Origin of the sequence: Streptomyces sp. NPDC001985 (genome assembly GCF_040296845.1) — a bacterium.
Lineage (GTDB): Bacteria > Actinomycetota > Actinomycetes > Streptomycetales > Streptomycetaceae > Streptomyces.
Genome location: NZ_JBEOYB010000077.1, coordinates 1 through 13,255 on the forward strand (window position 1 = coordinate 1; position 13,255 = coordinate 13,255).

Here is a 13,255-nt window from a genome sequence, read left to right on the forward strand (position 1 = left end):
CCGGCCCCGCCGTCCTGCGGGGGGGGGGGTGGGGGGGGCGCCCCCCCCCCCGTGGCCCGCAGGGTGCGGGGTCCTGTGGCACAGGGTCCGTCCTCAAGCGCCGGACGGGCTGGTTTGCTCGGGTTTCCTGTGGTGCGGGGTCCGTCCTCAAGCGCCGGACGGGCTGGGATTGCCGGACGGGCTGGGTTTGCTCGGGCTCCCTGTGGCACAGGGTCCGTCCTCAAACGCCGGACGGGCTGGTTTGCTCGGGTTTCCTGTGGTGCGGGGTCCGTCCTCAAGCGCCGGACGGGCTGGGTTTGCCGGACGGGCTGGTTTGCTCGGGCTCCCTGTGGCACAGGGTCCGTCCTCAAACGCCGGACGGGCTGGGTTTGCCGGACGGGCTGGGATTGCTCGGGTTGCCCGTGGTGCGGGGTCCTGTCCTCGGAATTCCCCAGGGCTGCCTCTGGGTTTCCCGGGGGTGCCGGGACAGGTGGGGGACGGGGTGGGGGCGGGCGCGGGAGAAGGGGCGTAATACTCTCGGGGGCATGCTCGACGCCCTGACGGTCGCGGTCTCCGTGACCGCGCTCGCCCTCGCCGCCTGGTGCGGTCTCGCCGCATTCCGCGACCAGCCGACCAAGGACTGGCACTTCATCGGCATGGCCGTGGTGTCCCTGCTGGCGCTGGCGCAGCTGGTGGTGGGCATCGTCCGGCTGGCGGGCGGCGCGGAGGCCCACGAGGGCGCGACGATCTTCGTCGTCTATCTGATCGGCGCGTTCGCCGCGGTCCCGGCCGCCGGCTTCCTCTCGCTGGCGGAGCGGACCCGCTGGGGTTCGGCGACCGTGGCCGCCGGGGCCGTGGTGCTCGCGGTGCTCCAGGTCCGGCTCCACGACATCTGGGGAGGCTGACCATGCCCGAGCCCACCACCGGGGAGAAGGACACCGAGGACGGGGCGCGGACCAGGCTGGTCGCGGGCCCCGGCCTGCTGCTGGTGTGGCTGTACTCGGTGATGTCGGTCGGGGCGGTGTCGCGGTCGGCCTATGAGATCGCCGTCCGTTTCGACACCGCCCCGCTCGCGCACTCGCTCTCCGCCGTCGCCGCCGTCGTGTACGCCTTCATCACCTACACCCTGGTGCGCGGCGGCGAGAGGGCCCGCAGGGCGGCGCTGGTGTGCTGCGCCGCCGAGCTGGCCGGGGTGCTGATCGTCGGTACGTGGACGGTGCTGGACCCGGCCGCCTTCCCCGACTCCACGGTGTGGTCGGAGTACGGCATGGGCTATCTCTTCATCCCCGTCCTCCTGCCGGTCACCGGAATGCTCTGGCTGCGCCGCGCCCGTGGCGCGGCCCCCGGGAGCGGCACCCGGAAGAACTGAGCGGGCCGGCTCAGGCGCTGGTGACGAAGGCCCCGATACCGGCCGCGCCCTTCTCCAGGGTGACCAGGGTGAGCCTCGGGCCGACCTCCTCCCGGGCGACCGGGACGTACCCCCGGCTGCGGTAGAGACGGAGATTGCCCTCGCTGCGGTGACCGGTGAAGAGCTGGAACCGCTGGGGCGCCGGCTCGGCCGCGAAGCTGTCCTCGATCGCGTCGAGCAGCCGCCCGCCCAGGCCGTGACGCTGCATCCGGGGGTGGACGATCAGCTTGGAGATATGGGCGATGCCGTGCTCGTCGACCCGGCCGCGCACGGAGGCGACCACCTCGTCGCCGAGGCGGGCGACCAGCGCGTGGCCGCCGGAGATCTCGGCGCGCAGATCGTCGAGTGACTGGGTGAGGGGCTCGATCGCATAGTCGCCGTAGAGCTCAGCCTCGCTCTGGTAGCACAGATACTGCAGCTTGAGGATGTGCTCCACATCCTGTGCCGTCGCCGCTGAGATGGTCACGCTCATGCCCATGCGCGCATGCCTCCCGCTCACCTGTTCTCTCCGGTTGTCTACCGCTCCATTCCCCCATGTTCAGGAGCTGCAACCTCTGCCGGGAGCATTCTGCGCAGGCATCCCAGGCAACGGGAACGGTTGGGCCCCAGACTTCTCTGTGAGATACCCAACTCTCCTGTGATTTCGCGGTAAGTGGGGCGATTCAGGGGCAACATCGCAGCCGGCAACCGCATCCACGCTCCTGGTGTGCGGGTGCGGCCCCCGAAACCACCCGGAGGGGTCACGGCCCTCCGGACGGGTGACACCTCCCGGCGCCGGGCCGTGCGGGGGCCGTGACCGGCACGGCGGTCAGCCGCGGAAGTCGGCGGCGGCCAGCAGACCCGTGTCCGGGTGGTCGGTGAAGATGCCATCGATCCCGGTCGCGAAGTACCGCCGGTAGGCGCCGAACACATCGCCGTACTCATTGGCGGCGACGGCCGGATCGAGGCCGTGGTCGCGCCGGAAGTCGGCGGGCAGAAAGCTGTTCTCGTTGCGCAGGGTGTACGGATGGACGATCAGATCCCTGCGGTGGGCGTCGCGCACCAGCGTCGTCGCACTGCCGAGGGTGCCGTCCGCGCGCCGGGGGATGACGAGGTCCAGGGTGGGGCCGATGCCCTGGGCGAAGGAGGCGATCCACCTCAGCCCCTCGGGGGTGATGAGGTCGGCGACCGTGCGCGGGTCCCCCGATTCGACGAAGTCCCAGGGCCGGTCGCCGGCGGCGGAGAGCAGCACCACCCTCGGCGAGGAGACGAGCCGGGCCATCCGGCGCATGCTGCCCGGCTCGAACGACTGGAGGAAGACCGGCGAGCCGGCGCGGTGGCGGCCGTGGCGGCGCAGCAGCCGGGCGAGCGGCTCCTCCAGGCCGAGCCCGAGCCCCCGGAAGTAGGTGGGGTGCTTGGTCTCGGCGTGGAGCCAGACCGGACGGCCCCGGCGGCGGCCCTCCCGCTCGGCCCAGCGCAGCACCTCGTCGAAGGTGGGGATGGTCCAGCGGTCGTTGTAGAGGGTGTTCTTGGGGCGGTTGCGCGCGATCCGCTCCCGGGTGCGGAGGGTCTTCAGCTCGGCGAGGGTGAAATCCTCGGTGAACCAGCCGGTGAGGGTGGTGCCGTCGACCTTCTTGGTGGTTCTGCGGGCGGCGAACTCCGGGTGCTCGGCGACATCGGTGGTGCCGGTGATGTCGTTCTCGTGACGGCACACCAGATGGCCGTCCCGGGTGGGCACGAGATCCTGTTCGATGACGTCGGCGCCCATGTCGAGGGCGAGCTGATAGGCGCCGATGGTGTGCTCGGGGCGGTAGCCGCTGGCGCCCCGGTGCGCGATCACCGTGGGGACGGGCAGGTCCCGGTGGGAGCCGGGGCGGCCGGGGTGCCGTCCGGCCGCGGCGGCCGGGGCCGCCGCCGCGCCGCCGGCCCCGAGTGCGGCGCCGCCGAGGACCGCCGCGCCGAGCAGCGTCCGCCGCCCCGGACCCGTACCCCTCCCCCGGTCCGTGCCGTGGCCACCGCCGTGGTCCGTGCCGCTGGTCGCGCCCTGTGTCATCGAGGCTCCTCCGTGTGATGTCCCGCACCTGTCAGGCAGTCCCCGACGCTAGGGAGGGCGGGCTTCCACCGGGAAGACCCTGGGAGAACGTGGCGCAAAGAGGTGTCAACGCTTCGTATCCGGTTCGTGAACCCGATGTGCGGTCGGGCATGATCCGCGAGTATCGTCCTCACCTGCCCGGACCCGGGCCGGCCACGCCACCGTCCGTCCATGACACCGGAGGACCCGTTGTCCCGCTTGACTGTCATCAAGGCCGTCCTAGGACCGTTTCTGCGGCTGATGTTCCGCCCCCGTGTGGAAGGCGTGGAGAACATCCCGGGCTCCGGCCCCGTCATTCTGGCCGGGAACCACCTCACCTTCATCGACTCGATGATCATGCCGTTGGTCTGCTCCCGCCCGGTGTACTTCATCGGCAAGGACGAGTACGTCACCGGGAAGGGCCTCAAGGGCCGGGCGATGGCGTGGTTCTTCATCGGTGTCGGCATGATCCCGGTGGACCGGGACGGCGCGAACGGCGGAGTGGCGGCCCTGATGACGGGGCGCCGGGTGCTGGAGGAGGGCCGGGTCTTCGGCATCTACCCCGAGGGCACCCGCTCCCCCGACGGACGGCTCTACCGGGGCCGTACCGGCATCGCCCGGCTCACCCTGATGACCGGCGCGCCCGTGGTGCCGTTCGCGGTGATCGGCACGGACAAGCTCCAGCCCGGCGGATCGGGGCTGCCGCGCCCGGGCCGGGTGACGCTGCGCTTCGGCGCGCCGATGGAGTTCTCGCGGTACGAGGGGATGGACCGCGACCGCTATGTGCTGCGGGCGGTCACGGACTCGGTGATGACGGAGGTCATGCGGCTCTCCGGCCAGGAGTACGTGGACATGTACGCCACCAAGGCCAAGGCCGCCTGAGCGCGGTCATGACGCAGGGCCGGACCCCGATTCGGGGTCCGGCCCTGTGTCGTATCCGCGCTCAGGGGTGCTCGATGCCGTCCTCCAGGCGCTGGCCCTTCAGCAGGAACCAGGCGGCGACGGCGGTGAGCAGCAGGACCGCCGAGCCGACGGCACCGGCCAGGTGGAACCCGTCCGCGAACGCGCCCTGCGCGGAGGAGAGCAGCGCCGTGCCCTGCTCCGGGGGCAGCGACTGCGCCGCGTCGGCGGCGCCGCCGAGGGAGTCCCTGGCCGCGTCGGCGGTCCCGGCGGGGACGCCCTCGGGGACGGTGAAGCCCCGGTAGACACCGGTGACCACCGAGCCGAGCAGGGCGATACCGAGCGCCGCGCCCAGTTCGTACGCGGTCTCGGAGACCGCGGACGCCGCGCCGGCCTGCTCCTTGGGGACGCTGGAGAGGATGACATCGGCCGTCACCGTGAAGGCGAGCCCCGCGCCGAGGCCGCCGAGGAAGAGCGCGAGCCCCATGGCCAGGGGGGCGGTGTCGGCGGTCAGCAGCACACAGGAGCCGAGCGCGAGGCCGACGGCCGTCAGTCCGCCGGAGACGGCGCTGCGCACCGAGGCCCGGCGGGCGAGATAACCGGCCAGCAGACCCGAGATCACGGCGCCGACGGCGGCGGGGAGTTCGATCAGACCGGCCTCCAGCGGCGAGCGGCCCTGGACGAGCTGGAGGAACTGCGAGAGGAAGAAGACCAGCCCGGAGAGGCCCAGAATGGTCAGCAGATCCGCCAGGACAGCGCCGGAGAAGCCCCGGTTGTGGAAGAGCCGGACGTTCAGCAGCGGTGACGGCAGCGTCAACTGCCGGCGGACGAACCAGACGAGGGCGCCGATGCCGATGACGGCGGACGCGGCGACACCGAGACCGGCGCCGTGCACGGCCAGCTCCTTGATCGCGTAGACCACGGAGACCATGCCGATCAGCGAGAGCGCGACGCTTATCAGGTCCCAGGGGCCCGGGTCGGGGTTGCGCGACTCGGGGAGCAGCTTGATGCCGACGACGACCAGCACGGCCATGACCGGCAGGTTGATCAGGAAGACCGAGCCCCACCAGAAGTGCTCCAGGAGCACCCCGCCGACTACGGGGCCCACGGCGGCGCCGGCGGAGGCCGCGGCGCCCCAGATGCCGACGGCGATGCTGCGTTCCTTGGGGTCGTGGAAGAGGTTGCGGATCAGGGCGAGCGTGGACGGCATCAGGGTGGCGCCGGCGACACCGAGCAGGGCGCGCGCCACGATCATCGCCTCGGGGCTGGTGGCGTAGGCGTTGAGCACCGAGACGGCGCCGAACGCCACGGCGCCGACGAGCAGCAGCTTCTTGCGGCCGATGCGGTCGCCGAGGCTGCCCATGGAGATCAGCAGACCGGCGATGACGAAGGAGTAGACGTCACCGATCCACAGCAGCTGGGTGCCGGAGGGCTTGAGGTCCTCGCTCAGGTACGGGGTCGCGAGACCCAGTACGGTGGCGTCGACCGCGACCAGCAGCACGGCGAACACCAGAACGGCGAGCGCCAGCCAGCGGCCCGGCGCGCGGACGGTCTCCTGCGCCTTCAGGTCGGTGCCGGTCATTGCTTCACGCTCCGTCGTGTGCAGCCGCCGAGCACCAGCTCGGCGATCATCGTTTCGTAGTCCTTGGCGGCCACCCGGCCGGACTGGACGGCCCAGGCGGCCGAGGTGATCAGCCCGTAGAGGGCGTCCGTGAGCCAGGTGGCGGTGAGGTCGATCCGGAAGTCCCCCTCTTCCTGGCCGCGCAGGAAGAGGGCGGCGATCCGGTCGTCGATCCGGTTCCAGCCCTCGTTCATCTCCGCGCCCTCGAAGAGCTGGTTCTCGGTGATGAGGAACGAGAGCAGCCCGGAGGCGGACTCGGATGCCGCCACGAGCCGCCGCAGCGCCTCGGTGGCGCTGCCCTCATGGAGCCGGGCCGCCTCGACGGCGGTCTCGAACTCCGTCAGCCCGAAGTCCTCCAGCGCCCGCACCAGCGCGTCCCGGCCGGCGAAGTGCCGGTGCAGCGTGGCCCGCCCGATACCCGCGGCCCGGGCGACCTCGTCCATGGTGGCGGTGGCCTTGCGGGAGAGCAGGGCGGCGGCCTTTCTCAGCACCTGCTCACGGTCGACAGTCATGAGACAATCATATGCAGATTGAGACACGAATGTCTCATTGAATATCCGCGCCGTGCCCTCCGGGGCCGCATGACGGAGCCGCATGACGGAGCCGCGGCCCGCGCGCCCGGGCCGCTCGGCGGGGGGTCGGGGCAGCGCTCGGCAGGGTGTCGGGGCAGAAGAAAAGGCCGGGAGAGCTGACTCTCCTGGCCATAGCCAATTTATAGCGCACCGGGGGGCTTGCCGCAAGGCCCCGGGTATGGCCCAGAATCGCCGATCGAAGCCGGGGGCGCCGATGGCCCCCAGATCGGAGCCACGCCGTTGAAACCCCTCCCCACCAGCGCGTTCGACCTTCCCGACCGCCTCGCCGCCAAAGCCGACCCCGCGCTGATCGCCGGCGATGAGCAGCACTTCGCGGCCATCGCGGAGTGCCTCGCGCACTCGGTCGCCGATCTCTCCGACCGTCTCGACACCGAGCGCCGGGCACCCGGTGGCATCGGCCGGCAGGCGATGGACCGGGACATGGAGGTGCACCGGCTGACCGCGCGGCTGCGGACCCTGCGCCGCTTCGGGCTGGACCTCTGTCTCGGGCGCATGGTCGGCGCCGACGGCGGCGACCCCGTGTACATCGGACGGCTCGGACTCACCGACAGCACGGGCCGCCGGCTGCTGCTCGACTGGCGCTCACCCGCCGCCGAGCCGTTCTTCGGGGCCACCCACGCCCATCCGATGGGGCTCGCGAGCCGTCGCCGGTACCGCTGGAGCGGCGGCCGGGTCGGTGACTACTGGGACGAGGTGTTCACCCGGGACGGGTTCGCCGGGCACGCCGCGCTCGACGACCAGTCCGCCTTCATCGCCAGTCTCGGCGGCGACCGTTCGGCGCGGATGCGCGATGTGCTCGGCACCATCCAGGCCGACCAGGACGCCGTCATCCGCGCGGGCTCCCGGGGTGCCCTCGTCGTCGACGGCGGCCCCGGCACCGGGAAGACCGTCGTCGCCCTGCACCGCGCCGCCTATCTGCTGCACGCGGACCCGCGTCTCGCGCACCGCCGGGGCGGCGTCCTGTTCGTCGGCCCGCACGAGCCCTACCTGGGGTATGTCTCCGATGTCCTGCCCAGCCTCGGGGAGGAGGGCGTACAGATCTGCACCCTGCGGGACCTCGTCGCCGAGGGAGCCGGGGCGGTGGCCGAGACCGACCCGGAGGTGGCCGGGCTGAAGTCCTCCGCCCGCCTGGTCGGGGCGATCGAGGCGGCCGTCCGCTTCTACGAGGAGCCGCCCGCCCAGGGCATGACGGTCACCACCCCCTGGTCCGACATCCCGCTGGGCGCCGACGACTGGGCCGCGGCGTTCGGGGCCGCGGACCCCGGCACCCCGCACAACGAGGCGCGCGAGCAGGTCTGGGAGGAGCTGCTCACGATCCTGGTGGACCTGCACGACGGCGACGTCCCCGACGAGCAGCTCCGCGCGTCACTGCGCCGGAACCGGGAGCTGCTCATGGCCTTCGGCCGCGCGTGGCCGCTGATCGAGGCGGCCGACCTGGTCGGGGACCTGTGGTCCGTACCCGCGTATCTGCGCGTGTGCGCCCCCTGGCTCACCCCGGACGAGGTGGCACGGCTCCAGCGCCCGGCCCCCCGGGCGTGGACCGTCTCCGACCTGCCGCTCCTGGACGCGGCGCGGCAGCGCCTCGGCGACCCGGGGGCGGCGCGGCGCGAGCGCCGGCACACCGCCGCCGTCGCCGCCGAACGCGCGCACATGACCCGGGTCGTCGACGCCCTGCTGGCGGCCGACGACGACGGCGAGGGCGTGGTGACCATGCTGCGCGGGGAGGACCTCAGAAACAGTCTGGTCGACGAGAGCGCGTTCGCGGGCCGCCGACCGGATCGGCTCGCCGGGCCGTTCGCGCACATCGTCGTGGACGAGGCCCAGGAGCTGACCGACGCGGAGTGGCAGATGCTGCTGCTGCGCTGCCCGTCCCGGAGCCTGACCATCGTCGGCGACCGCGCCCAGGCCCGGCGCGGGTTCACGGAGTCCTGGCGGGAGCGGCTCGAACGGATCGGCGTCGACCGGGTCCGCCTGGCCTCCCTGAGCGTCAACTACCGGACGCCGGAGGAGATCATGGCGGAGGCCGAGCCGGTGATCCGTGCCGTGCTCCCGGACGCCAATGTGCCGGTCTCCGTCCGGAGCGGCCACGTCCCCGTCCTCCACGGCTCCACCGCCGAGCTCGGCCCGGTCCTCGACTCCTGGCTCGCCGCGCACGCCGACGGGACCGCCTGTGTCATCGGCGATCCCGCCTTCCGCGCGACACCCCGCGTCCGGTCGCTGACCCCGGAGCTGTCGAAGGGGCTGGAATTCGATCTGGTCGTCCTCGTCGACCCGGAGGCGTTCGGCGAGGGTGTGGAGGGGGCGGTGGACCGCTATGTCGCGATGACCAGGGCGACCAGCGGCCTGGTGATCCTCACCAGCCCCCGGGGTCCGGGCGGGACGGGGTCCCCGGGCGGGCCGGGCCCTACCGCTTGGCCTCGGCCCAGGCGTGCTGGATCACCAGATCGGCCTTGACCTCGGCGAGCTGGGTCCGCACGGCGGACGGGGCCGTACCGCCCCGGCCGTCGCGGGAGGCCAGCGCGCCGGGGACGTCGAGGACCGAGCGGACCTCCGGGGTCAGATGCGGGGAGATCTTCGCGAACTCCTCGTCCGTCAGTCCGTTCAGCTCCACGCCCCGGCTCTCGCACTCCTTGACGCACTCACCGGCGACCTCGTGGGCGACCCGGAACGGCACCCCCTGCCGCACCAGCCACTCCGCGATGTCCGTGGCGAGCGAGAAGCCGGCCGGGGCCAGCTCCTCCATCCGCTCCCGGTGGACGGTGAGGGTGGCCATCATCCCGGTGAAGGCGGGCAGCAGCACCTCCAGCTGGTCGCAGGAGTCGAAGACCGGCTCCTTGTCCTCCTGGAGGTCGCGGTTGTACGCGAGGGGGAGCGCCTTCAACGTCGCCAGCAGGCCCGTGAGGTTGCCGATGAGCCGGCCGGACTTGCCGCGCGCCAGCTCGGCGATGTCCGGGTTCTTCTTCTGCGGCATGATCGAGGAGCCGGTGGAGAACGCGTCGTGGAGGGTGACGAAGGAGAACTCCTTCGTGTTCCAGATGATGATCTCCTCCGCGATCCGGGAGAGGTTGACGCCGATCATCGCGGTGATGAAGGCGAACTCGGCGGCGAAGTCCCGCGATGCGGTGCCGTCGATGGAGTTGCCCGCCGAGCCGCGCTCGAAGCCCAGATCGGCGGCGACCGCCACGGGGTCGAGCCCCAGCGAGGAGCCCGCCAGCGCCCCGGAGCCGTACGGCGAGACCGCCGTACGGGTGTCCCACTGGCGCAGCCGCTCCGCGTCCCGGGAGAGCGACTGGACATGGGCGAGCACATGGTGGGCGAAGAGGACGGGCTGGGCGTGCTGGAGATGCGTACGGCCCGGCATGGCGACGTCCGGGTGTGCCTCGGCGAGGCCCACCAGCGCGTCCTGGAGATCCGCGATCAGACCGCCGATGATCCGGGCGTGGTCGCGGAGGTACATCCGGAAGAGGGTCGCGACCTGGTCGTTGCGGGAGCGGCCGGCCCTCAGCTTGCCGCCGAGGTCGGGGCCGAGGCGCTCCAGCAGGCCCCGCTCCAGGGCGGTGTGGACGTCCTCGTCGGCCACCGTGCCCACGAAGTCGCCCGAGGCCACATCGGCCTCCAGCAGATCGAGCCCGGCGATCATCCGGGTCAGCTCGTCCGCGTCGAGCAGGCCCGCCGTGTGCAGGACCCGGGCGTGGGCGCGTGAGCCGGCGATGTCGTACGGCGCGAGGCGCCAGTCGAAGTGGACGGAGGCGGAGAGCGCCGCCAGCGCCTCGGCGGGGCCGTCGGCGAACCGTCCGCCCCAGAGCCGGACATCACCGTTGTTGCTGCTCACTGCTGAATCTCCTCGGAGGGGTGGGTGCGGGGCCGGGACCGGTGCACGGGCGGGCGGGACCGGGCCGCCGCCGCCCCGTCGACGAGGAGGGGGGCGGCGGTGGTGCGCGGCGCGGCGTGCGGTCAGACGAGGTCGCGCCGGGCGGCGATCTTCGAGGAGAGGCCGAAGATCTCGATGAAGCCCTGCGCCTTGGACTGGTCGAAGGTGTCGCCGGTGTCGTAGGTGGCGAGGTTGAAGTCGTACAGCGACTTGTCCGACCTGCGGCCGGTGACCACGGCACGGCCGCCGTGCAGGGTCATCCGGATGTCACCGGTGACATGCTGGTTGGCCTCGTTGATGAAGCCGTCCAGAGCGCGCTTGAGCGGGGAGAACCAGAGGCCGTCGTAGACCAGCTCGCCCCAGCGCTGCTCGACCTGCCGCTTGTAGCGGGCCAGCTCGCGCTCGACGGTGACGTTCTCCAGCTCCTGGTGGGCGGTGATCAGCGCGATCGCGCCGGGGGCCTCGTACACCTCACGGGACTTGATGCCCACGAGCCGGTCCTCGACGATGTCGATCCGGCCGATGCCCTGGGCGCCGGCCCGCTCGTTGAGCTGCTGGATCGCCTGGAGGACGGTGACGGGGCGGCCGTCGATGGCGACCGGGACGCCCGCCTCGAAGGAGATGACGACCTCGTCGGCCTCGCGCGGCTCGGCGGGGTTGGAGGTGTACTCGTAGACGTCCTCGATCGGCGCGTTCCAGATGTCCTCCAGGAATCCGGTCTCCACGGCCCGTCCGAAGACGTTCTGGTCGATGGAGTACGGGGACTTCTTGGTGGTGACGATCGGGAGCTGCTTCTCCTCGCAGAAGGCGATGGCCTTGTCGCGGGTCATGGCGTAGTCCCGGACCGGGGCGATGCACTTCAGATCGGGTCCGAGGGCGGAGATGCCGGCCTCGAAGCGGACCTGGTCGTTGCCCTTGCCGGTGCAGCCGTGGGCGACGATGCCGGCGTTGTGCTTCTTCGCGGCGGCGACCAGGTGCTTGACGATCGTGGGCCGGGAGAGCGCGGAGACCAGCGGGTACCGGTCCATGTACAGGGCGTTGGCCTTGATCGCCGGGAGGCAGTACTCATCGGCGAACTCGTCCCTGGCGTCGGCGACCTCGGCCTCGACGGCACCGCAGGCGAGCGCGCGCTTGCGGATGACATCCAGGTCCTCGCCGCCCTGGCCGACATCCACGGCGACGGCGATGACCTCGGCGCCCGTCTCCTCGGCGATCCAGCCGATGGCGACAGAGGTGTCCAGACCGCCTGAGTAGGCGAGTACGACGCGCTCGGTCACGGGATTCTCCTTACGGTGCAGTCGATGATGGAATAAGTATGCAGCGTTACGCATGTTTCGTCAACGTCGACGGATATTGGGGGCGCGCCGGGGCGGGGGGTCGCCGGATAATCCGTGCATGGCAAAGCTCTACGAACGAATAGACGGACGCATCCGCGCATTCATCGAGCAGCAGCCCGTGTTCTTCACGGCCACCGCCCCGCTCGGCGGCGACGGGCACATCAACCTCTCCCCCAAGGGCCGCAGCGGCACCCTGGTCGTCCTCGACGACCTGACCGTGGCCTATCTGGACTTCGGCGGCAGCGGCGCCGAGACGATCGCGCATCTGCGCCAGGAGGGGAATGGCCGGATCACGCTGATGTGGTGCGCCTTCTCCGGGCCGCCGAAGGTGCTGCGGGTGTACGGGAGCGGGGAGGCGGTCTTCCGGGACGACCCGCGCTGGGAGGAGCTGATCAAGCACTTCACGGAGGTGGACGGGCCGGGGGCGCGGGCGATCATCGTGGTGCGGGCGGAGCGGGTCTCGGACGCGTGCGGGTTCGCGGTGCCGTTCCTGGATTACCGGGAGGAGCGGACGCAGCACGCGGAGCACTTCGGGCGGAAGTCGGAGGAGGAGTTCGCGGTGTACTGCGAGAAGAAGGGGATGGGGGTGAGCCTGGACGGCCTCCCGGCCCTCCCTCTGCCGCTGCCGCGGCGCACGGCCTGAGGGTTTTCCCTCCGGGGGGTGGTTCCGGGGCGGGGGCCTGGGGCGCGGGGGGCGCCCCCGGAGGGTCCCGTGGCGCGGGGTCCGTCCTCAAACTCCCCCAGAGCTGCCTCCGGGAGGTGCCCCCGGACGGGCTGAGGTTGCTCGGCCTGTCCGGGGGAAACCTCCCCGAGGCAGCTCTGGGAGAGATGGAGCCGCACCCCACAGCCCCGCCGGGGCGCACACCTCAGCCCCTCCGGCGATTGAGGAGCGGGGGTTCGGGGGCCGGCCCCCGACCGAGGCCCGGAGGGGGCGGATGGGATCGGGTTGCTGGTCAGCGTTCCTTCTGGGCCAGGCGGAGGAGGTGGTCCGCCAGAGCCTGCCCCCCGGTGGGATGCCGGCTGATCAGCATCAGCGTGTCATCCCCGGCGATCGTCCCGAGGATGTCGTGCAGCTCGGCCTGATCGATGGCCGAGGCGAGGAACTGCGCCGCCCCCGGCGGCGTCCGGAGCACCACCAGATTCGCCGACGCCTCCGCGGAGATCAGCAGCTCCGCGGAGAGCCTCCGCATCCGCTCCTCCTTCGCGGACTCCCCGAGCGGCGCCTGCGGAGTGCGGAACCCGCCCTCGCTCGGCACCGCGTAGATCAGCTCCCCACCGGTGTTGCGGATCTTCACCGCACCCAGCTCGTCGAGGTCCCGGGAGAGCGTCGCCTGAGTGACGCTCAGCCCGTTGTCCGCGAGGAGCTTCGCCAGCTGGCTCTGGGAGCGCACCGGCTGCCGGTTGAGGATGTCCACGATCCGACGGTGGCGGGCCATACGGGTCTGCGGCACCGCCTGCCCGCCCTGCTCGGAGTCCTGCGCCTCGGTCATCGTCGT

Annotated in this window: 12 protein-coding genes and 1 pseudogene; 5 read left to right on the top strand and 8 right to left on the bottom strand. The window is 71.9% G+C overall.

What is annotated here, in order from left to right:
• Positions 1-524: 524 nt before the first annotated feature.
• The gene (locus ABT122_RS27615) at positions 525-884 is read left to right on the top strand and encodes a hypothetical protein (RefSeq protein ID WP_351557819.1); all 360 of its coding nucleotides are present in this window, start codon (positions 525-527) and stop codon (positions 882-884) included.
• A gap of 2 nt (positions 885-886) precedes the next feature.
• Positions 887-1,348, top strand: a complete 462-nt coding sequence (locus ABT122_RS27620; protein ID WP_351557821.1) for a hypothetical protein — start codon at positions 887-889, stop codon at positions 1,346-1,348.
• Between the two features lie 10 nt (positions 1,349-1,358).
• Here ABT122_RS27620 and ABT122_RS27625 read toward each other — a convergent pair whose 3' ends face one another.
• From ABT122_RS27625 to ABT122_RS27635, 3 genes and pseudogenes are all read right to left on the bottom strand, one after another.
• Positions 1,359-1,865 (bottom strand): GNAT family N-acetyltransferase, encoded by a 507-nt coding sequence (locus tag ABT122_RS27625; protein WP_351557823.1) that lies wholly within the window; start codon positions 1,863-1,865, stop codon positions 1,359-1,361.
• Between the two features lie 38 nt (positions 1,866-1,903).
• Positions 1,904-2,098, bottom strand: a pseudogene (locus tag ABT122_RS27630) (sigma-70 family RNA polymerase sigma factor); the annotation flags it as partial.
• Positions 2,099-2,195: 97 nt separating this feature from the next.
• Positions 2,196-3,419, bottom strand: coding sequence for a glycerophosphodiester phosphodiesterase (locus ABT122_RS27635; RefSeq protein ID WP_351557825.1), 1,224 nt, complete (start codon positions 3,417-3,419; stop codon positions 2,196-2,198).
• 210 nt (positions 3,420-3,629) lie between these two features.
• Here ABT122_RS27635 and ABT122_RS27640 point away from each other — a divergent pair, with 210 nt between their 5' ends.
• Positions 3,630-4,319, top strand: coding sequence for a lysophospholipid acyltransferase family protein (locus ABT122_RS27640; protein WP_351557827.1), 690 nt, complete (start codon positions 3,630-3,632; stop codon positions 4,317-4,319).
• 61 nt (positions 4,320-4,380) lie between these two features.
• Here the strand turns inward: ABT122_RS27640 and ABT122_RS27645 are convergent, their stop codons facing one another.
• Together ABT122_RS27645 and ABT122_RS27650 are read right to left on the bottom strand one after the other, a co-directional pair.
• Positions 4,381-5,919, bottom strand: coding sequence for an MFS transporter (locus tag ABT122_RS27645; protein WP_351557829.1), 1,539 nt, complete (start codon positions 5,917-5,919; stop codon positions 4,381-4,383).
• On the bottom strand, positions 5,916-6,470 hold the full coding sequence (locus tag ABT122_RS27650) for a TetR/AcrR family transcriptional regulator (RefSeq protein ID WP_351557831.1): 555 nt from the start codon (positions 6,468-6,470) through the stop codon (positions 5,916-5,918). The genes ABT122_RS27645 and ABT122_RS27650 overlap by 4 nt, the downstream gene beginning before the upstream one ends.
• A 300-nt stretch (positions 6,471-6,770) precedes the next feature.
• Here ABT122_RS27650 and helR point away from each other — a divergent pair, with 300 nt between their 5' ends.
• Positions 6,771-9,005 (top strand): RNA polymerase recycling motor ATPase HelR, encoded by a 2,235-nt coding sequence (gene helR, locus ABT122_RS27655; RefSeq protein ID WP_351557833.1) that lies wholly within the window; start codon positions 6,771-6,773, stop codon positions 9,003-9,005.
• Here helR and argH read toward each other — a convergent pair.
• A complete protein-coding gene (gene argH, locus ABT122_RS27660; RefSeq protein ID WP_351557835.1) occupies positions 8,956-10,383 on the bottom strand; it encodes an argininosuccinate lyase in 1,428 nt (475 codons plus the stop codon). The two genes, helR and argH, sit on opposite strands and share 50 nt — an antisense overlap.
• 122 nt (positions 10,384-10,505) lie before the next feature.
• Positions 10,506-11,699, bottom strand: coding sequence for an argininosuccinate synthase (locus ABT122_RS27665; RefSeq protein ID WP_351557837.1), 1,194 nt, complete (start codon positions 11,697-11,699; stop codon positions 10,506-10,508).
• 118 nt (positions 11,700-11,817) lie between these two features.
• Here ABT122_RS27665 and ABT122_RS27670 point away from each other — a divergent pair, with 118 nt between their 5' ends.
• Complete coding sequence (locus tag ABT122_RS27670; protein ID WP_351557839.1) at positions 11,818-12,402, top strand: pyridoxamine 5'-phosphate oxidase family protein; 585 nt, start codon at positions 11,818-11,820, stop codon at positions 12,400-12,402.
• Positions 12,403-12,712: 310 nt separating this feature from the next.
• Here ABT122_RS27670 and ABT122_RS27675 read toward each other — a convergent pair whose 3' ends face one another.
• Positions 12,713-13,249, bottom strand: coding sequence for an arginine repressor (locus tag ABT122_RS27675; RefSeq protein WP_351557841.1), 537 nt, complete (start codon positions 13,247-13,249; stop codon positions 12,713-12,715).
• Positions 13,250-13,255: the final 6 nt, after the last annotated feature.